Annotated in this window: 21 protein-coding genes; 16 read left to right on the top strand and 5 right to left on the bottom strand. The window is 39.4% G+C overall.

Annotated elements, in window-relative coordinates; genetic code table 11:
* The first annotated feature begins 135 nt into the window (after nt 1-135).
* The 3 genes from DD627_RS04725 (at nt 136) to DD627_RS04715 (ending at nt 2920) form a co-directional block, all read left to right on the top strand.
* Nucleotides 136-1020, top strand: a complete 885-nt coding sequence (locus DD627_RS04725; protein WP_260274598.1) for an NAD(P)-dependent oxidoreductase — start codon at nt 136-138, stop codon at nt 1018-1020.
* A gap of 66 nt (nt 1021-1086) precedes the next feature.
* The gene (locus DD627_RS04720) at nt 1087-2304 is read left to right on the top strand and encodes a multidrug effflux MFS transporter (RefSeq protein ID WP_260274597.1); all 1218 of its coding nucleotides are present in this window, start codon (nt 1087-1089) and stop codon (nt 2302-2304) included.
* Nucleotides 2305-2380: 76 nt separating this feature from the next.
* A complete protein-coding gene (locus DD627_RS04715; RefSeq protein ID WP_057784402.1) occupies nt 2381-2920 on the top strand; it encodes a hypothetical protein in 540 nt (179 codons plus the stop codon).
* Nucleotides 2921-3004: 84 nt separating this feature from the next.
* On the opposite strand, the gene DD627_RS04710 is transcribed toward DD627_RS04715, so the two are convergent.
* The gene (locus DD627_RS04710; protein WP_260274596.1) at nt 3005-3940 is read right to left on the bottom strand and encodes a glycosyltransferase family 2 protein; all 936 of its coding nucleotides are present in this window, start codon (nt 3938-3940) and stop codon (nt 3005-3007) included.
* 169 nt (nt 3941-4109) lie between these two features.
* Between DD627_RS04710 and DD627_RS04705 the strand changes: the two genes are divergently transcribed.
* The 4 genes from DD627_RS04705 (at nt 4110) to DD627_RS04690 (ending at nt 8694) form a co-directional block, all read left to right on the top strand.
* Nucleotides 4110-4754, top strand: a complete 645-nt coding sequence (locus DD627_RS04705) for an ABC transporter ATP-binding protein (RefSeq protein WP_260267760.1) — start codon at nt 4110-4112, stop codon at nt 4752-4754.
* Between the two features lie 2 nt (nt 4755-4756).
* Complete coding sequence (locus DD627_RS04700; RefSeq protein WP_057784405.1) at nt 4757-5530, top strand: ABC transporter permease; 774 nt, start codon at nt 4757-4759, stop codon at nt 5528-5530.
* A gap of 114 nt (nt 5531-5644) precedes the next feature.
* Entirely contained in the window at nt 5645-7087 is a 1443-nt protein-coding gene (locus DD627_RS04695; protein ID WP_260274595.1) for an APC family permease, read from the top strand.
* A gap of 176 nt (nt 7088-7263) precedes the next feature.
* Nucleotides 7264-8694, top strand: a complete 1431-nt coding sequence (locus DD627_RS04690) for a C69 family dipeptidase (protein WP_260274594.1) — start codon at nt 7264-7266, stop codon at nt 8692-8694.
* A gap of 166 nt (nt 8695-8860) precedes the next feature.
* Here DD627_RS04690 and DD627_RS04685 read toward each other — a convergent pair whose 3' ends face one another.
* The 3 genes from DD627_RS04685 to DD627_RS04675 are packed head-to-tail and all read right to left on the bottom strand — an operon-like array spanning nt 8861 to nt 10465.
* Nucleotides 8861-9733 carry an ATP-binding cassette domain-containing protein gene (locus DD627_RS04685; RefSeq protein WP_147206749.1) on the bottom strand — a complete coding sequence of 291 codons (873 nt, stop codon included), beginning with the start codon at nt 9731-9733 and terminating at the stop codon, nt 8861-8863.
* The gene (locus tag DD627_RS04680; protein ID WP_229923086.1) at nt 9715-10191 is read right to left on the bottom strand and encodes an ABC transporter transmembrane domain-containing protein; all 477 of its coding nucleotides are present in this window, start codon (nt 10189-10191) and stop codon (nt 9715-9717) included. Before DD627_RS04680 ends, DD627_RS04685 begins: the two co-directional genes overlap by 19 nt.
* On the bottom strand, nt 10172-10465 hold the full coding sequence (locus DD627_RS04675) for a hypothetical protein (RefSeq protein WP_057784410.1): 294 nt from the start codon (nt 10463-10465) through the stop codon (nt 10172-10174). Before DD627_RS04675 ends, DD627_RS04680 begins: the two co-directional genes overlap by 20 nt.
* A gap of 202 nt (nt 10466-10667) precedes the next feature.
* Between DD627_RS04675 and DD627_RS04670 the strand changes: the two genes are divergently transcribed.
* The gene (locus DD627_RS04670; RefSeq protein ID WP_260274593.1) at nt 10668-11243 is read left to right on the top strand and encodes a hypothetical protein; all 576 of its coding nucleotides are present in this window, start codon (nt 10668-10670) and stop codon (nt 11241-11243) included.
* A gap of 84 nt (nt 11244-11327) precedes the next feature.
* Here the strand turns inward: DD627_RS04670 and DD627_RS04665 are convergent, their stop codons facing one another.
* On the bottom strand, nt 11328-11939 hold the full coding sequence (locus DD627_RS04665) for a C40 family peptidase (RefSeq protein ID WP_057784412.1): 612 nt from the start codon (nt 11937-11939) through the stop codon (nt 11328-11330).
* 126 nt (nt 11940-12065) lie between these two features.
* Here DD627_RS04665 and DD627_RS04660 point away from each other — a divergent pair, with 126 nt between their 5' ends.
* The 8 genes from DD627_RS04660 (at nt 12066) to rihC (ending at nt 23135) form a co-directional block, all read left to right on the top strand.
* Entirely contained in the window at nt 12066-14444 is a 2379-nt protein-coding gene (locus DD627_RS04660; protein WP_057784413.1) for an ATP-dependent DNA helicase, read from the top strand.
* Nucleotides 14445-14766: 322 nt separating this feature from the next.
* On the top strand, nt 14767-16047 hold the full coding sequence (locus DD627_RS04655) for a NupC/NupG family nucleoside CNT transporter (RefSeq protein WP_260274592.1): 1281 nt from the start codon (nt 14767-14769) through the stop codon (nt 16045-16047).
* 288 nt (nt 16048-16335) lie between these two features.
* Nucleotides 16336-17205: a hypothetical protein gene (locus tag DD627_RS04650; protein WP_260274591.1), complete on the top strand. Its 870-nt coding sequence runs from the start codon at nt 16336-16338 to the stop codon at nt 17203-17205.
* Complete coding sequence (locus DD627_RS04645) at nt 17165-18907, top strand: DUF7601 domain-containing protein (protein ID WP_260274590.1); 1743 nt, start codon at nt 17165-17167, stop codon at nt 18905-18907. The genes DD627_RS04650 and DD627_RS04645 overlap by 41 nt, the downstream gene beginning before the upstream one ends.
* Nucleotides 18908-19053: 146 nt before the next feature.
* Nucleotides 19054-20478 carry a SpaA isopeptide-forming pilin-related protein gene (locus tag DD627_RS04640; protein WP_068806661.1) on the top strand — a complete coding sequence of 475 codons (1425 nt, stop codon included), beginning with the start codon at nt 19054-19056 and terminating at the stop codon, nt 20476-20478.
* 98 nt (nt 20479-20576) lie between these two features.
* Nucleotides 20577-21395: a class C sortase gene (locus tag DD627_RS04635; protein ID WP_260274589.1), complete on the top strand. Its 819-nt coding sequence runs from the start codon at nt 20577-20579 to the stop codon at nt 21393-21395.
* A 5-nt stretch (nt 21396-21400) separates the two neighbouring features.
* Nucleotides 21401-22105, top strand: coding sequence for a class A sortase (locus tag DD627_RS04630; protein WP_260274588.1), 705 nt, complete (start codon nt 21401-21403; stop codon nt 22103-22105).
* A 112-nt stretch (nt 22106-22217) separates the two neighbouring features.
* Nucleotides 22218-23135: a ribonucleoside hydrolase RihC gene (gene rihC / locus DD627_RS04625; RefSeq protein WP_057784902.1), complete on the top strand. Its 918-nt coding sequence runs from the start codon at nt 22218-22220 to the stop codon at nt 23133-23135.
* Nucleotides 23136-23181 lie beyond the last annotated feature (46 nt).

The raw sequence follows: 23181 nt of genomic DNA, 5'->3' as shown, positions 1-23181 counted from the left end.
ATTCCTCCAAGTAACGATCTTATGGTCTATCATACCAGAAATCGGGGATGAAAATTTACTTTGCTAAATCTAAATGGTGTAATTTTCGCAAAAAAATGCGTATGATATGATTGTAAAACTTAGGAGATGGCAAATTTGAAAAAAATTGGGTTTATTGGAACTGGTGTTATGGGCAGTGGCATTATCAAAAACATGTTAAAGGCCGGTTATGCGGTGACCGTGTTTAACCGAACAAAAGCACATGCCGATCCAGTTGTAAAAGCCGGGGCAACTTGGGTGCAGTCACCTAAGAAAGTGGCTCAGGACAGTGAGATTGTCTTTACCATGGTCGGTTTTCCTCAAGACGTTGAAGAAGTCTATTTTGGCGATAACGGAATTTTTGCGGGGACAACAGCTGGTCAAATGGTGGTCGATATGACAACCAGCACGCCAACCTTAGCAAAAAAAATTGGTGCTTACGGTAAAGAACATCAAATTCAAGTTTTGGATGCGCCAGTTTCTGGTGGTGATATCGGTGCGCAAAAAGGGACCCTAACCATCATGGTCGGTGGTGATAAATCGGCCTATGAAGGCTTACAACCAATTTTTAAGGCAATTGGTCAACAGGGTAATTACTTTGGTTTAGCAGGCTCGGGGCAACATGCGAAGATGGCAAATCAAATTATGATTGCGGGAACGATGACTGGAATGAGTGAAATGCTGGTTTACGCACAAGCGGCCGGACTTGATTTGCCAAAAGTTCTCCAAACATTGGAAAGCGGCGGTGCGGATAACTGGAGTATGGAAAACTACGCCCCTCGAATCTTAAAAGATGACTACACACCGGGCTTCTTTGCCAAACATTTCTTGAAAGATTTGCGGATTGCACTAAACGAGGCCGACAAAATGCATTTAAATTTGCCAGCTACTGATGCTGCTCGCAATTTATACGCTCGTTTGGTAGATGAAAAGGGCCTAGGAAACAATGGCACGCAAGCATTAGTCAAACTCTGGTGGAAAGACGGGAAATTACCAAGCTAATTTGGTTTTTTTGCCTCAGTTCGGTACACTAGGCTTTGAAGCCATTTCAAAGCAGGAGTTGTATCCATGAAAAATGAACAAATTTCAAAGGATCGGAAACTCTGGTTAACCTTTTTTCTTGGCTTGATCAGTGCAACCGGTCCTTTATCTTTAGATATGTATTTACCGGCCTTACCAACCATGCAAACCGCTTTTCGTACCCAAACATCCGTGATTCAGATGAGTATCACCTTTTGTCTAATTGGATTGGCAATGGGTCAATTAATTGTGGGTCCGCTAAGTGATCATTTTGGCCGGCGCATGCCACTATCAATTGGTTTTGCTGTTTTTGCGTTAACCTCAATTTTAATTATATTTGTCCACTCAATCGAAGCTTTTTTAATCCTACGCTTTATTCAAGGGTTAGCTGGATCTGCCGGACAAGTGCTATCCAGAGCGGTTGCCCGTGATTTGTTCTCTGGTAAAGAGCTGACCAAATTTTTTGCCCTATTAATGGGAGTGAACGGCGTGTTTCCTATTATTTCACCAATTATCGGCGGATTCCTCCTGAACTTCATGACCTGGCGTGGTATATTTGGATTACTGACTATCATCGGTATTTTAGTTGTTATCGGAATCTGGTTAACTCTACAAGAAACCTTACCTGAGAGCTTAAGAAGTAAAGAAAGTATTTTTCAAGGATTCAAATCAATGGGAGCGATGTTCACCAAACGCGACTTTATGTTGATTGCGTTAATTCAGGGCCTTGTTTTTGGTGCCTTATTTAGTTATATCTCGGCCTCATCCTTTGTGTTTCAAAACTTCTTTCATCTATCCGCTCAACAGTTTAGTTTACTGTATGCTTTAAATGGATTAGGGATCATTATTGGTAATAACATTCCGGCTTATCTCACTGCCAAACTTACTAACTTTCAGGTTTTGGGCAGTTCTTTAATCTTAGGAGCCATTTCAGCAGTCGTGATGTTAGGTAGTTTAGGGGTCACACCTAATATGTTCTTGGTGGCGGTTCCGTTATTTGTGATCGTGATTTGTATTGGTGTCGTGAACACAATAGCCACATCGATTGCAATGAACAGTCAGGATAAGAATTCAGGTAGTGCATCCGCCGTTTTGGGACTACTGATGAATATTGTGGGAGGTGTTTTCACACCGCTTGCGGGAGCGTTAGGCGCAAGTAGTTATGCACCCATGGCCGTTTTGATTTTTGTAAGTGAAATAGGAGGTTTAATTTTATTTACCATTTTGCTTAAATTCAAAAAAATGGATAAGAGTCCTGAAAAATAGGCGTTTGTTAACTTAATTTTAACTTCAAATTTGGAAGCAATTGTAGTACAATTAAGTTAAAAGCGAGGTGGAAAATATGGCAAAAGATATCAAAGCAGATGAATACATAACAGGTTCCGAAGTTGTTCACAAAGTCGAACGAATCGGGAGTTTAGCTACATTAGGTAACTGGGCAAAAGAAATGGAACGGATGGGTCATAAATTCCAACATGATGGTCGAGGACGGCGAATTTATGCCGATGCTGACATGAAACTCTTGCAACAGATGAATGATTTACTTGGTGATCGTCACACCTTAAAACAAGCTGTGGATGTTACTTTGGGAATCACTGATAAAGAGGCTGCGGATAAGGCTAAAGCTGCAAAGGATGAAAAGACACCAGCAGTGATTGATACAAAAATGTTGCAAGCCCAAAACAAAGATTTATCCGAAATCAAAGAAATGTTGGCGCAATTAGTTAAACAAAACCAACAGTATCATGAAGAAAATGTTCAATTACAAGAAAAAGTAACTGAATTGACTGAAATGACCAAGAAGAATGAACAACTATTACAAGAACCACCAAAGAAAAAATCATGGTGGAAACGACACTTCGGTTCATCAGATGAAGATTAGTTAGTGTAAAACTTAAAAAGGCGTTTGGAATTGGGTATGTACGATCACACCAATTCCAAACGCCTTTTTTGCAATTTTAAAGAGTTATTTCTTTTCATTAATGACATAAATTGGCCGGTGTTTGCTTTCGGAATAAATCCGACCAATATAATTACCTAAAATACCTAGACAAAATAGTTGAATACCACCGATGAACAGAATCATGGCGGCTAATGAAGGCCAACCAGTTGTTGGATCACCAAAGAAAATTGTTCTAAAGATAATGAAAATAATTGCTAAAACTGAAACGACGCAGGCAAAAATTCCCACAAAACTAGCAATCGCCAATGGAGCTGCTGAAAAATCGATGATAGCTTCTAATGAATATTCGAAAAGTTGCCAAAGTGACCATGAAGTCGTACCAGCTACTCGTTCGCGATTTTCGAAGTCGAGATACTTGGTTTTGAAACCAACCCAGCTGAAGATTCCCTTAGAAAACCGGTTAACTTCGGGCATGCTGAGCACGGTATTAACCACTTTGCGTGTCATCACACGATAGTCGCGCGCATTGGGAATAATTTCAACTTTAGAAATTTTGTTGATAAATTTGTAGAATAGGTTCGATAAAAATGAGCGAAATGCAGGTTCACCTTCACGACCTATACGGCGGGTGCCGATTGTGTCATATTCACCAGTGCTAAATTCTTGTAACATTTGGGGTAGTAATTCAGGTGGATCCTGAAGGTCAACATCCATTAATCCCACAATTTCGCCGGTTGCGGCTTGTAGACCAGCATAAATGGCTGATTCTTTGCCAAAGTTACGTGAAAAAGACACGAAATGAGCAACATCAGGATACTGTTTGTTTAGTTTTTTAAGTTCACTTAAGGTCGCGTCTGATGAACCATCATCGATGAACCACAATTCTAAGGCATAGTTTTGCATTTCAGGTTTCTGAAAAATTTTAGCCATTGCATTGAAGTAAATTGGTACAGATTCTTGTTCATTAAAACACGGGACGATCATTGATACAGTTTGCATTGATTAAAAACTCCTCCCACTACTTTCTCTCAAATTATAACATTTAGAGGCAGGGTAAGTACAAAGCTTTCTAATTTATAACGATTACAATGTATAATGTTGGTGAATCAACTTTCTTTGACTGTAGATTTAATCTGAAAATTGAAACCAAGTAATGGGGGATGACAGTATGAAACCAATTCTAGAACTTCATCATGTGGGTTATCAAGTTGAACAAAATCAAATTTTACAGGATATATCATTAACTGTGGCTACCCAGGATTACATCACGATCACAGGTCCGTCAGGTAGTGGGAAAAGTACCTTACTCCGTATTATTGCGTCGCTGCTGACAGCTACGCAAGGTGACATCTTATTTAAAGATCAAAACATTGCTGAAATGGATCCGATTCAATATCGTCGCCAAGTTTCTTACTGTTTTCAACAGCCTACTTTGTTTGGAAAAACTGTTGCTGACAATTTAGACTTTCCGTTTCAGATTCGCCAAACCACTCCTGACGTTGAAAAACAAAAAGCGGCTTTAAAAGTTGTCGGATTGCCAGAAAACTATTTGGATAAACGCATCACGGAACTTTCAGGCGGTGAAAAGCAGCGAGTGGCCATGATTCGTAACATTATGTATGTGCCGGATATTTTATTGCTGGACGAGGTGACTGTTGGTTTAGATGAAGAAAATAAAGGGATTGTTAATGAGTTAATCGAACATTTTCATAAGGATCATCAGGTGACCATTTTGTCGATCACCCATGATGCGGCAGAATTAAAGCAGGCAAGTCGGTTATTAACAATTACCAAGGGCAGATTGGAGGCATAAAAATGAATTTAGATGTGAATAATTGGTCGCTTACCTTAGCCATGTTATTAGTAATGATTGCGCTGTGGATTGGTTATCGTGAAAAACTAGGTATTGATCGTGAAATTATTATTGGTGTCATTCGGGCAGTCATTCAACTGTTTGTTGTTGGTTATTTGTTGAAGTATATTTTCAAAGTGAACAACGTTATTTTGACGTTGGCGATGTTGCTCATCATTATTTTTAATGCATCTTGGAATGCTCAGAAACGTAGCAACGGGATGACTAACGCATTACTTATTTCGTTTGTCGCCATTTTAGTCAGCACAGGAGTGACACTGGGTGTCTTAATTTTATCGGGAGCCATCAAACTGATTCCATCGCAAGTTATTCCAATTTCAGGCATGATTGCTAGCAATTCCATGGTGGCAATTGGTCTTAGTTATCGCAGTATGAACACGCAGTTTCGCGATCAACGGCAGAGTGTGTTAGAACGACTAGCACTGGGTGGTTCACTGCGGGATGCGTCGATTGGCATTTTGCGGGAAAGTATCAAAACGGGGATGGCCCCAACCATTGATTCTGCAAAAACGGTTGGGATCGTGAGTTTGCCGGGGATGATGTCCGGTTTGATTTTTGCAGGTGTTGATCCAGTGCATGCGATTAAGTACCAAATTATGGTGACATTTATGTTACTGTCGGCCACGAGCTTAGGATCTGTGATTGCTTGTTATATGGCATATCGCAATTTTTATAACTCGCGAAAACAGCTTAAAGACCTAGCGTCAGAAAAATAATACAAAAATGAGAGTGAAATTAGTGACTTGTGAAAACGTTCACTAACTTCACATGAACCGCTTACAGTTCTCTACTATAATTAAGAAAATAAATATAATGGGGAGCTGGTTAAATTGGGAGACACGAATGTAAGTACAAAGCAGTTTCGCTGGTTTACGATTGCTTTAATCGCGTTTAACACTGTTTGGGGATTTAACAACGTTGTGAATAATTATGCGCAACAAGGTGCATCCGTGATTACGTCATGGGTTATTATTCTGATTATTTACTTTATCCCCTACACATTGATGGTTGGACAGTTGGGATCCACCTTCAAGAAAAGTGGGGGTGGTGTGAGTTCTTGGATTGATGAAACATCAACCCGAGGGTTAGCTTACTTTGCGGCATGGACGTATTGGGTAGTTCATGTGCCTTATTTAGCACAAAAGCCACAGAATGTTTTAATTGCAATCAGTTGGGCGTTTACTGGAGCTGGAACCTACTTTAGTCATTTTTCAACAGCTATTTTTTCAATTTTATGTTTGATTATTTTTCTATTTTTCATGTGGGTTGCTTCAAAGGGAATTACCACACTGGGTGTAATTGCGACATTGGCTGGATTAGCCACATTTGTAATGTCCATCCTGTTTACCTTTTTAGCGATTGCTGCGCCACATTTACCAAATGTAACGGCCGCAACACCGCATTTGACAAGTGTCAAAACGTATATTCCAAACTTTAATTTCGGTTACTTTACCACTTTATCGATGTTGGTATTGGCTGTTGGTGGTTCGGAAAAAATTGCGCCATATGTTAACAAAACGCGTAATGCTTCAAGAGAGTTTCCACTCGGAATGATCATTTTAGCAGTCCTAGTTGGAATTTGTGCAATTGTAGGTTCAATTGGAATGGCGATTATTTTCAATAGTAACGCAATTCCTAAGGATTTAATGATGAACGGAGCTTACAGTGCTTTCCAGCGATTGGGTCAATATTATCACATTGGAAACAGCCTGATGATTACGTATGGGCTGACAAATTCGATAGGTCAAATTGCTGCGTTAATCGTTTCAATTGATGCGCCTCTTCGAATTTTGCTTTCTGGGCATAATGACCAGTATGTGCCAAAATCATTGATGAAACTCAATAAACACGGTGTTTTCATTAATGGTTACAAGATGACTGGTGTGCTGGTTGGTATTCTAATTATGGTTCCTGCATTAGGAATTAAAAACATCCAAGAACTGTATAATTGGCTTTTAAATCTAAATTCAATTGTTATGCCGCTTCGTTATCTGTGGGTGTTTGTTGCCTTTATGTTGTTGAGTAAGCACATGACGAAATTCCATTCCGATTATCGGTTTGTGAAGAACAAGACGATTGGTTGGTTACTAGGTTTTTGGTGTTTCATTTTTACCGCTTTTGTCTGTGTTTTGGGTATGGTACCAAAGATTAGTTTTTCAGCTAATCCACACAGCTGGTTCTTACAATTAGGGATGAATATTGTGACACCAATTGTTTTAATTGCACTTGGTTTGATCATGCCAATGATTGCAAGACGAAATAAAAATAAATAAGTAGACTTTTGATAAGTTTGTCACGCAAATTAATTGTGGACAAACTTATTTTATTCACCAAGATGTGAAAGATTGGTAAATCGGTCCTGAATATGAAGCAGGATCTCAGTGACTTATTTTTAGGCTTGCTTTCTGGTAGAATGGGCATATTAACACAGAAATGGAGACGATGAAACATGAACAAAGTAACCAGCATGTGTACATCAGTTTTAGTGGGGAAAAAGGCCAGTTTAGATGGCTCAACCATGATCGCTCGAAATGAGGATCGGTACTTACCCATTCATCCGAAAAAATTTTATATGCATCCAGCCGTTCAAGGGCAAAAAGTGGTTTTGAAATCACAATTAAATGGATTTGAAGCTCAATTGCCAGAAAATGGCTATCGGTACACGGCAACTCCGGATGCTGATCCGAGTCAATTACACGAAGGTGTGAATGATGAGAGTGGGATTAATGAAAAAAACGTAGCCGTGAGTGCCACTGAAAGCACTTATGGTAACGAACGGACATTAGCTTATGATCCGTTACTCGAAGATGGTTTAGGCGAAGACTCGTTGGAAACTATGGTCCTTCCCTATGTCGATTCCGCAAAAGCAGGGGTTAAGCGGCTTGGAGATTTAATTGCCAAATATGGGTCCAATGCCGGAAACAGTATTTTATTTAGTGATAAAAATGATGTGTGGTATATGGAAATTGTCACGGGTCATTACTGGGTCGGCCAACGCATTCCGGATGATGCCTATGCGGTGGCTGCCAATGAAGTGGCTATTCAGCAAGTTGATTTTGATGATCCTAACAACTTTATGTGGGCCGATGGGATTCAGGAGTTCGTCGAAAAACATCACTTAAACGTGGATGATCAGGGATGGAACTTCCGTCATATTTTTGGTACGTTTAATGAAAAAGACCGTCATTACAATACGCCACGGGTTTGGTATGCTCAAAAATATCTAAATCCCGAAATTGAACAGGATCCAGAATCTGGTGAATTACCATTTATCTGTCATACTGGTCACAAAATTTCGGTGGAAGATGTTGAATTCATTTTAGGTTCCCACTACAACGAAACACAGTTTGATCCACTGGCACCTGGCGAAAGTGCGGACAAATATCGTTACCGGCCAATTTCAATGAATAGAACGCAAAATTCGCATGTTTTACAAATTCGCAACGGTGTCCCTGATGAGCTTTCTTCCATTTACTGGTTGAACTTCGGTGTCCCATCTTTCAGTCCTTATGTGCCGTTTTACAGTAACGCTACCGACACGGACGATACTTACAAGCACACTTCAATGAAGTTCAATTTCAATGATGCTTACTGGATGTACCGGTCGTTATCCATGATGGTTGAAAGTCATTATTCCCAGTTTGTGCAAAGTGACCGTGATTACTTAACTGCTATTCGCGAAACACAACGTCGTCATTTGGAAACGACTGATAACAAAGCAGCTGAACTTTCTGAACAGACTTTGATTGATTATTTAACTGCCCAGAACAAAGCCTTAGTCGCAGATATGCGTAAACAAACTGTTGATTTTATTGGCAGCCTTGTGGAGCAGGGCGCCGGATTATCAAAGCTTACATTCAATATGGATAAGAATTTGTAATTGAAACGGACTAACTAAAAAAGAGGACGGCAAAAACATAGCTTTTGCCGTCCTCTTTATACTTCGCGAATATTATTTCTAAAACGTGAGGGAAAAGGCAGATTCTTCCGCCACAAGAATGGACATTGTCCGGAATCTGACTGCCTTTTTGCCACTCTCTTTTCTTTTACATTCTGATAATATCATCAAATAATTTCATGTTTTCTTGATGTGGGGTATGACTAACCATAATTACCGTTAAATTAGAATTAGTTAGTAAGTCGGCTTCAATTTTTGCAGCTGTTTTAGCATCAACTGAGGAAGTACTTTCATCCATTAAAATAATCTTGATATCGTGACGTAGTAAGCCTCTTGCCAGTGCTAGACGTTGTTTTTGACCACCGGACAAGTTAATTCCGTCTTCACCAACATTGATTTCTAGAAATTGTGGTGCATCCGCCAATGATTGAATTAGATTTGTTTCCACCAAAACCTGTGCCAGTGATTCCTCAGAAAAGTGATCTAACAATTGTAAGTTTTGCCGAACCGTTGCATTTAATAGCCGTGGTTGCTGATCCAAATAAAGAATACGACTTAGAATTGTTTGCTGGGAAAGGTCTTGATAGTTTTTGTCAAACAAAGAAAGGGTACCTGTAAAATCTGTATTGTAACCAGCGATTAGCTTTAAAAGTGTTAATTTACCTGTACCACTTGCACCAAGAATTAGGTACTTTTTTTGAGCAAGAAAAGTATAAGAAAAATTTCGAATTATTGGTTTATCCTGATATTTAAATGACACATTCAATGCTTGAATAGCAGCGACACTGGGTGCTAATGGCACGGTATTTTTTTCCTTTGATAGACGATCAGAAGGGATTAGTTGATCATATTTTCTGAACAGAGGTTTTACACCACGCATACTGCCTAGATAAGTACTCATGTTGCCTAAATTATTGAACACATTGCCAGATAAAGCACCAACCGCCATTAAAGTTCCAATCTTGACAAAGCCATGTAAGGCAAGAAAGCCACTAAGCCCAATCAAAAGAACTTGTGACAAGACGTTGCCGGTAAATCCGATGATTTGTACAATTGTTTGAGTTCGAGTGAGGTGGACATTCGCTTTTTAAGGTCTAAAGATGCTTTTTTAACGTGTTGAGTGACCATTGGAAGGGCAAACAAAGCATATAAAAAATTGAATCCGGATAAAACGTCTTCTACTTGAGAAACAAATTGTTCGTTTTCTTTGGTTAAAGCCTCATTTGAGTTCTGAAGTCGGCGATCCATAATTTTAGGTGCCAAAATAATAATGAATGCCATTACGATTGCCGTTAACGTTAAACTCCAATGGTAGGTAGTCAAAGTAATTAGAGCAAACGTGACACCAAAAACACCTTCGATGACAGTAAAGAGACTTTTAAGACCACTTGAATTGATAATCGTGATGTCATTGTTTAACCAGGATACATAAGCACCAGTATTCTTATTGTGAAATTCTTTATAAGATAATTTTTCGATTTTTTTTAGTGATATGGTGGCGAATTGAAATATCGATGTCTTGAATAACTACTTGAGTGTAATTAGCCACTAAGTAACTAAAGAAGATAACGGCTACCCAAACTAGTAAAAGAAATAAAATTTGGTAAAAAAAGTTTTTCAAATTATGTGCGACTAGTGCATTTAATGAATTAGCATTAAAAACAGACGCTAAAACAGTGAAAAGTTCGGTGATTGCCATTAAAAAAATTAAAAGTGCTACTTTTTGCCAGTTTGCTTTAAGATACTTCCCCATTATGAATCATTTCCTTTTCATGTTTGTCATCCTAGAACTATTTTAGCATAATGTTAAAAACAAATGAGTAAATGATGAGAATGCCGATAAGTCAAAGCTGAGCTTTTATAGAAAACGTTATCATTTCAACGCTATCGTGTTAAAATGAGGGTGAATTAATAGAAATGTTCAGATAGTTGATTGCATGAAAGAAGTGAGCAGTATGGTAGATAAGATTTATTTTGGTCGTCAACCAAGTTATGCCCCATTGATAAAAAGTCCAATTTGGGGTTTGATTGTCTTTTTTTTCTTAATATCATTGTCAGTACCGCTTTGGATAGCTTTAGTTGCTGGAGTTGGTGTGATTCTGGCACTCCTTTTGGTTTATTATCCAACTTATATCTTCCATCTTTACGATCGGTGGATGATTTCAGAAAACGGTATTCGGTATTTGCCTATGAAAACATATGGTGAAAGGCTTCATATCATCCTTTTTCCTAAGCAAAATAATTTTAGAAGTATTCAGTTTGAAAACATCCAAACTGCACGCATTATTTCAAGGACAGAGGTAAAGGATTCTTCGGATGTGGTGGCGTTTGGTGCTTATATTCCGGAGGTCTTTATGCCCTGGATGCTTAAACCACATATTTTGGAGATTAAGCAGATGGATGGCAAACTTGTTTATTTAGATTTGTCTTGGGATTTTCGCAACAATAAACAAGCTACAAACAGCAAAATGATTCAGCTACAAAATATCTTCAAAAAAGAAAATAAAATTATCATGGATGTGGATCTTTAAATATAAAAACACAATAGACTAGGCATATATTGCTATTTTGCCTAGTCTATTGTGTTTTTTAAGTCTAATAAGTTATGCTGAAGTTTAATCCAAATCCGTTACGTGGGCATATCCAGCAATATATGGTTTCCAATAAGACGCCATATAGCTTTCCTTAATGACACCACGATCTTGCGCATCTATCATTTGGTTATCGCCTGAAACTACGATTCCCACATGATCAATGGTGGCACCACCGTTATAACTGAAAAATACCAAGTCGCCCGGTTTTACATTACTATGCGAAACGTGATCAAAAGCGTTATATTGTGCTTGAGCGGTTCTAGGCAATGTTTTATTGAGCGCATTTTTGAAAATGTATTGTGTTAATCCTGAACAATCGAAAGTGTCTGGGCCAACCGCACCGTACACATAGCTTTTGCCAAGCTGTTTTTTAAGTAAGCTAATTAGATCGCTATACTTAGCTGTGCTAGTCTTGTCACTTGTAGCGGCTGTCTTTTCAGGCTTAGAATCAGCCTTAATTTGTTGACCCTTTTGTTTAAGACTAATAGTGGATAGTGTCCTTGTATGATTACTTGTTGCTTGAATTCCTTGGATAGGTTTAATGCTGTCCGCCGAAATGCTGGATTGGGCGAAGAAGATCGCCAAAAATGTTGTAAAGAATAGTAAAATGGGTAGTGCAGTTTTAGTTTTCATGTGAACTCCTTATTTTTTGAACTGATTTAATAATCATAACAAGCTAATATTACGAAACTTTAACAAAAATATTTTAAAAGTAAGTCTAGTTATTACAGAAACGGAATGGATGGAGGTGCGACACGAATGGCAGGCAATAAAATTGGAATTCGGCAATTGGTGGAGTTTGTTCTTCGTGCCGGCGACCTCAGTTCCAGTAGTAACAGCCAAAACACAGCCCTCGAAGGTGCTCGAATTCATCGCAAACTGCAAAAAACAGGCGGTGAAAACTATGAAAAAGAAGTCTACGTCAAACGCACAGTTTCGATGGCGGGGGAAGACTATGTGATTGATGGCCGGGCCGATGGTGTCATTCAAACTAACGATAGTTTAGTGATTGAAGAAATTAAAACATCGGATCCTGATTTTGAAGATTTGTCGGAAAACACACTCACACTTTATTGGAGTCAGGTCAAAGTTTATGGGGCAATTCTGACGCACGATTTAGATATGCCCGAAGTGACGTTGAGACTGACCTATTACCAGCGAACAACTGACAAAATCACGCAAAATGAACATGTGTATAAGCGTGAAGACCTACAAGACTTTTTTGATGGTCTGATTGAGGAATACCGTAGTTGGCTTGTCATGCGTAGCGATTGGCGTAAGAAACGCAACGAAAGTATCAAACAATTGGCCTTTCCGTTTGATGAATATCGCAATGGTCAGCGTGATTTAGCGGTTGCGGTGTATAAAACAGTCGCCCTAAAAAAACGCCTTTTTGTTGAAGCTCCAACTGGAACAGGTAAAACTATCTCAACTTTGTTTCCCGCCGTTAAAGCCATGGGCGAAGGATTGAGCGATCGGCTATTTTATCTTACTGCCAAACAAAGTACGCGAAGTGTCGCTGAAAAAGGGATCCAACTCATGGTGGATAAAGGTCTGCAGATTAAAAGCATTACACTGACCGCCAAAGATAAGATTATTTTTCCTGAGGAGGTTGATGTGGCTCCTGAAGATAATCCTTACATGATTGGCTATTATGATCGTTTGAAGGACGGCATTCGGGATGTGTTTGAGCACGAAAACCAAATTACGCGTCCCACAATTGAAAAATATGCCAAGAAACATACGCTGGATCCGTTCGAGTTTTCGCTAGACATTTCCACCTTTATGGACGTCATTATCTGCGATTACAATTATCTTTTTGATCCAATCGTGTATTTACAGCGCTTCTTCTCCCAACCGGATGACAGCAACTTTTTCTTGGTCGATGAAGCGCATAACTTAGTTTCACGATCGCGGGACATGTATACGGCCGAAGTTGATGATCGTGAGATTGATAATCTCTTAAAGGCTGCTAAGAATGCCAGCCAAAATGAAGATGTCCAGGGAATTTCAAACCAGCTAAAAAAAGTGCAAACCGTTTTTGACCAAGTTAAGTTACCTTTAGTTGAACAACATAAAACAAAGGCTGTGACCACTGAAGAACTGGATAGTTTTCGTCACGGATTAGAAAAATTCAATTCGTTTGTGTCGGACTGGTTAGCTAAACAAGAACCAACGCCGTTCACCTCCCAAATTTTGGATTTCTATTTCACCTTGTTAAGATACGTCAAAATTTCGGCGTTCTACGACGAAAGTTATCGCGTCATTGTCACGTTGAATGATGATGAAAGTGTGAGTGTGAAGGAATTGTGTTTGGATCCGAGTCCTTATTTGGATATGTCTCTTAAAATGGGCCGGGGCGTGGTTTTCTTTTCGGCCACGTTGTCGCCAATGGATTATTTCAAAGAAACTTTAGGCTGTGAAACGACTGGCTTAAGTTTGCAGTTAACCTCACCGTTTTTAGAACAGCGACAAAACATTTTGATCACACAGTATGTCAATACAACGTACAATCAACGGGATAAAAGCGTGCAAAGTATTGTCACTAGTATTTTTGAAATGGTTAACGCCAAAAAAGGAAACTATTTAATTTTTTGTCCCTCTTATAAATATATGACGCAAATTGAAAATGCATTTTTAGATCAGTATCAACAATTTAATGTGATTGAACAAAGCAATCAAATGGACGAAACGGCGCGGAAAGAATTTTTGGACGCGTTTGCGAAAAATTATCCCCATTCCTTGATTGGTTTCAGTGTGCTGGGCGGTATTTTTTCGGAGGGGATCGATTTAGTGGGCGATTACTTGATTGGCGTGGCGATTGTGAGCGTTGGGTTGCCAGGCTTGAGTGATGAGCGCAATTTGTTGCGTGATTATTTTAATGACAAAAATGGAAAAGGATTTGAATATGCGTATCAATTGCCGGGGATGAATCATGTGCTGCAAGCGGCAGGAAGGCTGATTCGCAGTAATGAGGATGCCGGTAACGTGTTGTTGATGGATAACCGCTTTGGTTCACGACGCTATACAAACCTGTTTCCTCGCCACTGGCAACATTATCAACGGGTGTATTCGGTCGATCAACTGGGCAAAAATATCAGTAATTTTTGGCAGAGACTGAGTGAAACAAAGAACTAAATGATTTAAATGAATTGTTTGAAGACTAAATAGCTTGCAAAATAGAAACTGGCTTAGCAACGAAATCTTTGTTGGTGCTTTAGCACTAACAAAAAGGTCGATCTTTAAGATTTTTTTGGCTTAAAGTTGTGTCCGTTGTGTTCCCGCCCAGGTTTCTAAGGAACAAGCTATTTAATCCCCAAACAATTCATTTTTTAGTTTAAACCAAGTTATTTAGGGGTTATCCATATTTCTTGTTTACAGGGGTCTACATAATCGGTATATTATAAAAGGACCGTTGCAATTATTGGGATTTATACATAGAAAGAGGGAGCCCACAGACATGTATTTGCTTATTAATATTCTTGGTATTCTTGTTTTTATCGGCGTTGCATTTTTATTCTCCAAAGATAAGAAACACGTTGATTGGCGTTCAGTTATTACCATGTTGGTTATTAACGTCTTCTTGGCCTGGTTCTTAACTGGTTTTTCGATCGGTATTGATGGTGTTAAAGCCGCTGCTGATGCGTTTAACTGGATGGTTCAGATTTCCTATTCAGGGATCGGTTTTGCCTTGGCTAGCTGGGTAAACGTCAAACAAATGGATTTTGTGACAAGTTCCTTATTACCGATTTTGATGATTGTGCCATTGTTTGATATCTTGACTTACATTGGTTTCTTACCTTGGTTGATCAAATGGGTTGGCCGCGGATTAGCATTTATTACCCGTCAACCTAAGTTTGAATCTTTCTTCGCAGTTGAAATGATGTTTCTTGGTAATACTGAAGCGCTCGCTGTTTCGAGTTTGCAATTGAAACAGATGAAAGCTCAACGTTTGGTAACCATTGCCATGATGTCGATGAGTTGTGTGACGGCCTCAATTCTGGGTGCTTACATGCAAATGATGCCCGGCCAGTATGTCATTGCCGCAGTGCCAATTAATATTGTGAATGCAATTATTGTGACGATTATTTTGAATCCTGTTACGGTGACACCTGAAGAAGATGTTATTGCTAAAATTGGTAGCAGTGCGCAAGTTGCTGAAAATACGCAAACAACTGATCCAAGTGGCTCCGAAGAATTAGCTGAAGATCAAGTTAAGGCTGATGCCAAACCTAAAAAAGAACCATTCTTCTCATTCTTGGGTGATTCAATTTTAGGTGCCGGTAAACTGGTTTTGATTATTTTAGCGAACGTGATTGCCTTTGTGGCGTTAGCTAAATTAATCGATTCTGGCATGCAGTTAATCGCACCTTGGCTAACTTTGGAAAATATTTTGGGAGTTATCATGTTCCCATTTGCTTGGCTTTTAGGATTAGATGTGCCAACAGCCTTCAAGTTTGCCCAATTCATGGGAACCAAATTAGTTACCAATGAATTCGTGGTGATGGGAAAAGTTTCACCTGTTGTGCAATCTTATGCCCCTCATTTCAAAGCAATGTTGACTGTCTTCTTAACTTCGTTTGCGAACCTTTCAACTACCGGAATGGTTATCGGAGCGTTCAAGGGAATCGTGGATCGTAAAAGGAACGATGTGATCTCTAAAAACGTGGGCTACATGCTGTTATCTGGTGTGCTAGTTTCGTTAATGTCGGCCGGCGTGGTTGGTCTGTTTAGTTGGTAAAATGAGTAATAAAGTGACAGATATCTAAAAACTGTCACAAAACAATGTAAAAGTAGTGAATAATCGTGCCTTTGAGAAATTTTGGCAGAATATTCACTATTTTTTTACATATTTTTATAAAACGCTTACTTTATGTAAATGATAATTAGATCTAAATTATGGTTAATATAGATTAAATTTGCAATAAATATAAAACGCTTGCTATACTCAAATCAAAGTAATAGTAACCATAAGATTACTGTGATAAATTTGAACGTTGCCGTTTCGTGTTTTAGGAGGGATAGCTGTATGACCATTAGGAAGATCTACTCGGTTCTAATGGTTGGCTTGCTACTTTTTGGAATTGGGTACCCTGCCACGGGAGCCTTTGCCGAAGAAGATCAAACTGACCAGTTTAGAATTACGGAGACAGAACTAACGAACGAAAATGATGAAAAGTTGGAGGAGGTTGATGCTGATAAACAAGTGAATGCCAAGTTTCACTTGAAGATGACTGGAAAACAGGCACGAGAGAATGATGGTACAGTCCTGAAGTTGTTGGGAACCGACACATTAAAATTGTCGAGTACAACCCAAGAAATTACGCCCGAAGTTGTGAATGGCACATTTTCAACGGCACCTAAAATGAGTTATAAATATAGCTCTGAATTTAGTAGTTACATGTTGAAATGGAACAAGTCTGAATTTGAAAACATTGCAGATGATCAAGTGTTTGACTACGAAATCACCTTGCCGTTGGAAATTCAAACGATTGCGGAAGATTTTAAGGCAGATATCCAAATGCAGTTTAGTGGCTTAACGCAAGCAGTAAACTTTGGAAGCTTATCATTTTTAGCACCTGTTGAAAATGAAAAAGCAGAATCTGCTGATAGTACATCAACTGAAAAAGAATCAGAAACTGAATCCGAAACTAAACAGGATAGCAGTGAGAGCGAATCTGAATCAGATGATGCGGATGCCACAGATGCGACTTCAAAGGCAACGAAAGCTACAAAAAGTGGGCAAACTAAAACAACGCGACCACTAGAACAAATCCCAATTCCTACACTACCAGATAGAACAGGAAATCCATTAGGAATTGCAGCAAATTTCCATATTTTTGCGGAAAATTTTGCTAATGGGGGGGCAAGCTCATACAAGTGGAAACTTTGCGGTTAACTCATTAACAAGTCATGCCGAAATTGGTAATGAGAAGCGTGACACGCGTTGGCAAGAAACTAGTTATGTAAACTCATATGATGGTCGACGAGATCGAATTACTATGAGAGCTGCCGTTTTCGGAAATGACCATTCTTTGACTGATATTAATAATGGTGCACAAACTTTTTTGACTGGTGGACCATTAAATACAGGAAGAGTCGAATATCAGTATCAAAACTCTGGTAATACGATTACTGGAGCGGCTATCAATGGAAACTGGATTGATGTAACTAGTACGCTTGCCACGCTTCATCAGACTCGTAACGAGTTAGCAAGAACTCCGTATGCAATTGATTTTGATGACACACGTTATCTGACAACAGATGGCAATAAGTTGACATTAAACTTTGAAGACGAAGCTGTACAAAACACTTTTGTTATCAAAGTAAGTAATGCGCAAATAGCAGGAAAAGAATTAGATATTAGATTACGAGATGATCAAAATTTAATTTTTATTGCGACGCCTCAAGCGGATGGCGGACTGGGCGCATCAGACATGAAAATTTTTGTTGATGGTGTAGGAGTTGGCTCTGACCCTGAAGCCGGAGAGAATCAAAGATTTAATTATTCAATTTTATGGGTAATTCCAGAAGATGTAAAAAAAGTTCAACTGGTGGGTAGTATATTCTTTGGATCGATTTTAGCACCAACTCAAGAAGTTACTAGTACAACGAACTTTAATGGAACAATTGTGGCTAACACATATACTGGCTCATCTGCCGAAACACATTCTTGGACGTACAATCCAACTACCGAGGTAGAACCCGAACCGGAAGAAACGAGATTAGTTCTACGAAAAACGATTGAAGGTAGTGACGAGAATAAACAAGAAAAATTCCAGTTTGTTATTACGAGATTAGATGAACCGAATTTTACAGGTGTTTTAAAAATGCGTGTTAGTGGTGAAAGCACAGATCGTGAGCTTCGATTTGTAAACGGGGAATCTGAGACAATTACCTTGGGACATGAACAGTTCGTTTCCTTAGTTGTACCAGATGGATCAAAATTCTCGATTGAGGAAACTGATGGTCCATTTACAAGCACATCAATTACATTTAACACGGATCCCGGAACAACTATTGATGGAAAATTCACTGGCAAAATTGTGATGGGAACCGTAGACAAAGGTGAGAGTCAGCTTGTAGATTATGTGAACAAATTTACCGAGGAAGAACCAGGAACCAAGGATCTTCAAATCAAAAAAACAGTCTCTGGTGCTGTTCCGGATGATACTAAGTTTAAGTTTGACTTGAAGATTGATCCCGCAAAAGAAGGTATCTATAAATACACAATTGGCAACGATGAACAGGAAATCACGTTTAATTCGGATGGTGAATCGACTTCTCCAATTGAACTTACCGCTGGTCAAACTGTCACAATTAAGGATCTCCCAGAAGATGCCAAAGTAACTGTGACAGAAGTTGAAGCAGATGGTTATAAAACGGACATCACATACAATAATGATACTCAAGAGAGTCAAAAATCGATTGAAATTGATCTCTCAGTCATTGATGGCGATTCAACATTAGTGACTTTCAATAATCATTTAACTGCACCAACTATGCCAATAACTGGTGGTATAGGTAACCTCATTATTATTCTAGTTGGCTTGATGGTACTGGCTTCCGGCATGTGGATGTATCGGAAAAAAGTGAGGTAGAGCAAATGGATAATTGGATTATTCTCCCACTGGTATTGGAACGGCGCGGATAAAATTTTTTCAACAAAGATAATAGAACAAGTTTTCAACGGCTGTAAGCAAAAAATCAAAGAGGGTAATAGCTAGAATACGAGGAGGAAGAATATATGAAATCAACGAAAAAAGGGCTCTTCAAGAAGCTCGGAGCAGGACTGTTGGTTATGGCAGCAATGGCACCATTAGCACTGGGAATGACTAGCGTGAAAAGCGTAAGTGCGGCAGAAACAGATGATAAGGTTACCGTCAGTTTGCATAAAATGATCAGAGGTAAAGACGCCAAAGATATTACAAATACTGGTGCTGAGTTAGATAATCTTGATGATTATACAAATTGGAATCGAGAAGACGATGGGGATGTTGCATTTTCTATCTACAGTGTAGATGCAGCCTTTGATGCCTGGAAAAAGAAAAGTACAACGCCATCATATGAAGATGATGGAAAAGCATTCAATGCATTTCAACAATATATTTTGAACTTTGACGGAGAACAAGATGAGTTGTTAGCTGATTTAGGAGTATCAGCTCCTATCCAGACTATTGATTCCAGAACATCTGAAATCAATGATAATCTGTTTAATTTTACCAATATTACAAATAACGGTAAGTATATGATTCTGGAAACATATATTGATACAGATCATACAACTTCTAAAGCAATTCCAACTGTTTTTAGTCTTCCATTAGCGGCTGCAACCGGAAAAACGGTGCATTTATACGCTAAAAATACGGTACCTAAAACGGATCCGGAATTAGAAAAGAAAATGGAAGATAAAGATCAACCAGGTGAATTTGAACTTAAAGAGAATATTGAATTTACCTTAACTAAAGATGGTTCGACTAACTTTGAACCTGTAGAAGCTTCTACTGATGAAAACGGTATTTTGAAAATTAAAAATTTATCAGCAGGTAACTATACATTAACGGAAACAGAAGTGGATGGTTATACGCCTGCAGTAATTAAGTTTAAAGTTTCACAAGGTAATATCTCAATTACCAGCAGTACTCCTGATGACGTAACAGTAAATCAAGTAAATGGTGTTTGGACCTTTTCTGTAAAAAACTATTTAGTTTTTGGTGAAAAAGACTTTCTGAAAGTGGATGGAGACGATCGTAGTGCCTTAAACGGTGCTGAATTCTATGTAACCAATAATTCAACAATTGGAGCAGGAAAATATGCAAAATTTGAAGCCAATAAATTCGTCGGATGGGTAGATACAACAGAAAAAGCGACTAAGTTTACTTCAGGTGACACAGGAGTAAAGGGTGGCTTTAATATTCCATCAATGCCTTATGGCACATATTATCTTGAAGAAACAAAAGCTCCAGATGGATATGCACCATTAGATAAGACAATTTCATTTACAATTAGTGAAACTTCTGAAGCTGCTGCAGCAAAAGAAATCGAAAACTCAACATATGGTCTTCCAATCACTGGTGGTATGGGAATCTGGGTATTCGTCCTTATCGGTGCAGTATTGATGGGTGGATCTGGATACTATTACTACAAATCACGTAAAAACAAATTAGCTTAATCGCTAACTAATTTTTACCACATAAAGTTTCAACAATAAGGATGCTTGTTCATCCTTATTGTCATACATAGCTCAAAAAAATCTGTTTTCCAAAGGAGGTGCTGGTCATTAAACGAAAATGGCTAAAACGAACACTCGCAACCCTAATATTTGTAATTGGTCTGAGCATTATTGTCTTTCCATTCGTATCGAATGCTATGTCACAACAGCAACAACATCGCATGATTGATACCTATAACTCTGTTTCACGACATAGCAAACAGGCTGTCGTAGTTTCGACCTCCAAACTTAATAAAACTTGGTCTTGGCTGAAGAATCCGTTTCAAAAATTTAACGTCAAAAAAGTGGATAAAAACAAAAAATCCAACGTAATGAATGGGATGCTGACGCAGGTGGAAATGCTGGGAACCATCAACATTCCTGGAATTGACGCTAAATTACCCATTTTTAAAGGTACTGATGATCTGCAATTAAGTGAAGGCGCTGGTCTTATGGAAAAAACGTCCTCGCTAGACGGGAAAAAAGGCTCCCACAGCGTGGTCACGGCTCACCGTGGTTTGCCGGGAAGCAAGCTGTTCACGGACTTACCAAAAATGAAAGTTGGCGATCGGTTCTTCATCAACTCTAAAGGTAAAAAAATGACCTACAAGGTGGATCGCATCAAAACGGTCAAGCCAACAGGACTAGATAATTTTCAAAGGGATGATAACTATAACTATGTGACGTTGATGACCTGTACACCTTACATGATCAATACCCACCGTTTGTTAGTCCGGGGGCATCGCATTCCAAACGAAAAGGAACCGGCAGCAAAGAAACAAATTCCATGGTTGTGGATTGGTCTCGGTATCCTTGTAGCAGGTGGCGCAACATATGGTGGTTATCGTTGGTACAAACGCAAGAGCAGAAGAAGGTGAGCTAAATGAGCCGAAAACTAAAAGGATGGTTGCTGGGATCGATTTTCTTGTTTGGTTTACTGATCATGCTGATTGCGCTGTTAAGTGATCCGCTGATTCGTCACATGGGAAATCAAGAAGTGGATGATATGACTGCTGAAAAGGTGGAAGCAGCCAAACGAAAATCGGCTAATTTTGATTATTCAACAGTCAAAATGCTGAATCCAGTTAGCGTTAGTTTAGATGCTGTCCAAAATGCCGCTCAAAACGCCATACAGAGTGGCAATGCTTCTGAATATGCGTCGGTCGGCAAAGTTGCGATTCCTAATGTGTCGCTTCGATTACCCATTGGGAAAGGATTGGGCAATCAGGTCCTGTCACGAGGTGCCGGCACCATGTCGGAAGATCAACAGATGGGCAAGGGCAACTATGCCATGGCTGGGCACTATATGACGAATACGCGGATTCTGTTTTCACCTTTAAAACGGGTGCGGGTGGGCGACATGATTTACCTTACGGACATGAAAAAAGTTTACCGTTACCGTACCTACAGCAAACGGACCGTCCCCAAAAACGAAGTGGAAGTATTGCGAGATGTTCCTGGTAAAAAAGTGGTCACACTGATTACCTGTGCTTCGGCGAACTACAATGAACCAAATCGAATCGTGGTTCAAGGCGAACTTGTCGGCACCAGTACCAATTTAAACCGTTATAAAAATATTTTTGGGTAATACCAGAAGTGTTTTTTGATAATTGCGGAACGAATTTAGGGCTATTCAAATTGCGAGAAACCAGTACAATGGAACTAAGGAAACCAACTTTATGAGGAGGTCACAAACAATCATGACAACTAGAATAATTATGGACTGCGATCCTGGAATTGATGATGCAGCTGCCATCTCCGTTGCTTTGAACAATCCTGAGTTTGACGTTCGGCTAATCACGACCGTGGCGGGCAATGTCACAGTGGATAAAACGACGCGGAATGCGCTGAAACTAGTCCATTTCTTCGACAAAAAAGTTCCTGTAGCTAGTGGTGCCGAACAACCTTTAATTAAGCCGTTTGAAGATGCGGCAAGAATCCATGGGGAATCAGGGATGCCCGGTTATGATTTTGATGAATTTGTGGGTGAAACGGTAAAGCACTCTGCAATGGAGGCCCTGTATCTGACCATCATGCGTAGTTCAAAGCCCGTGACAATAGTGCCAACAGGGGCTTACACGAACATCGCCTTACTGTTAGCTGTCCATCCAGAAGTGAAGTCCAGAATTACCCGTATCGTGGCGATGGGTGGAGCACTTGGCCGTGGTAATATGACAAGTGCGGCTGAGTTTAATGTGTACACAGATCCTGATGCTGCGCGAATTATGTATAATTCTGGGATTCCGATTGTGATGATTGGGTTGGATGTGACGATGAAAGCCTTGTTGACTCCAAAAACCTTGGAGACAGTTTCCACGTTAGGAGAAGCAGGCAATATGTTGGCCTCAATTTTTAAACATTACTATGAAGGCCATGAAGGCGGCATTCCGATGCATGACGTGAATACGATTTGCTACCTCTTGCATCCGGAATATTACCAAACGGTGAACTACTGGATTGATATTCAGACTAGTGGTCCCGCAATTGGTGAGACGGTGGCTGACATTCGTGGTGCCTATCATAATGGGCAAACAAATGCGGAAGTCGCAGTTGGCATTGATACAGATGACTTCAATCGTTGGTTTATTGAAGAAGTTCGGGCAATGAAGGTAGACTAAAACATAAAAAGTGATGGATGCGTAATTGAAAGGCTCCAATAAAGTT

The sequence above is a fragment of the Pediococcus sp. genome (assembly GCF_003533255.1).
In the GTDB taxonomy this organism is placed as follows: Bacteria; Bacillota; Bacilli; order Lactobacillales; family Lactobacillaceae; genus Pediococcus; species Pediococcus parvulus.
The sequence above is the reverse complement of the archived record's forward strand: the minus strand, read 5'-3'. Positions and strand labels throughout refer to the sequence as shown.

Excerpts from the sequence above, each read along its gene's own strand:
- DD627_RS04720 (WP_260274597.1), top strand. The coding sequence starts at position 1,087 with ATGAAAAATGAACAAATTTCAAAGGATCGGAAACTCTGGTTAACCTTT.
- DD627_RS04715 (WP_057784402.1), top strand. The coding sequence starts at position 2,381 with ATGGCAAAAGATATCAAAGCAGATGAATACATAACAGGTTCCGAAGTT.
- DD627_RS04710 (WP_260274596.1), bottom strand. The coding sequence starts at position 3,940 with ATGCAAACTGTATCAATGATCGTCCCGTGTTTTAATGAACAAGAATCT.
- DD627_RS04705 (WP_260267760.1), top strand. The coding sequence starts at position 4,110 with ATGAAACCAATTCTAGAACTTCATCATGTGGGTTATCAAGTTGAACAA.
- DD627_RS04700 (WP_057784405.1), top strand. The coding sequence starts at position 4,757 with ATGAATTTAGATGTGAATAATTGGTCGCTTACCTTAGCCATGTTATTA.
- DD627_RS04690 (WP_260274594.1), top strand. The coding sequence starts at position 7,264 with ATGAACAAAGTAACCAGCATGTGTACATCAGTTTTAGTGGGGAAAAAG.
- DD627_RS04675 (WP_057784410.1), bottom strand. The coding sequence starts at position 10,465 with ATGGGGAAGTATCTTAAAGCAAACTGGCAAAAAGTAGCACTTTTAATT.
- DD627_RS04670 (WP_260274593.1), top strand. The coding sequence starts at position 10,668 with ATGGTAGATAAGATTTATTTTGGTCGTCAACCAAGTTATGCCCCATTG.
- DD627_RS04665 (WP_057784412.1), bottom strand. The coding sequence starts at position 11,939 with ATGAAAACTAAAACTGCACTACCCATTTTACTATTCTTTACAACATTT.
- DD627_RS04660 (WP_057784413.1), top strand. The coding sequence starts at position 12,066 with ATGGCAGGCAATAAAATTGGAATTCGGCAATTGGTGGAGTTTGTTCTT.
- DD627_RS04655 (WP_260274592.1), top strand. The coding sequence starts at position 14,767 with ATGTATTTGCTTATTAATATTCTTGGTATTCTTGTTTTTATCGGCGTT.
- DD627_RS04650 (WP_260274591.1), top strand. The coding sequence starts at position 16,336 with ATGACCATTAGGAAGATCTACTCGGTTCTAATGGTTGGCTTGCTACTT.
- DD627_RS04645 (WP_260274590.1), top strand. The coding sequence starts at position 17,165 with ATGGGGGGGCAAGCTCATACAAGTGGAAACTTTGCGGTTAACTCATTA.
- DD627_RS04640 (WP_068806661.1), top strand. The coding sequence starts at position 19,054 with ATGAAATCAACGAAAAAAGGGCTCTTCAAGAAGCTCGGAGCAGGACTG.
- DD627_RS04630 (WP_260274588.1), top strand. The coding sequence starts at position 21,401 with ATGAGCCGAAAACTAAAAGGATGGTTGCTGGGATCGATTTTCTTGTTT.
- rihC (WP_057784902.1), top strand. The coding sequence starts at position 22,218 with ATGACAACTAGAATAATTATGGACTGCGATCCTGGAATTGATGATGCA.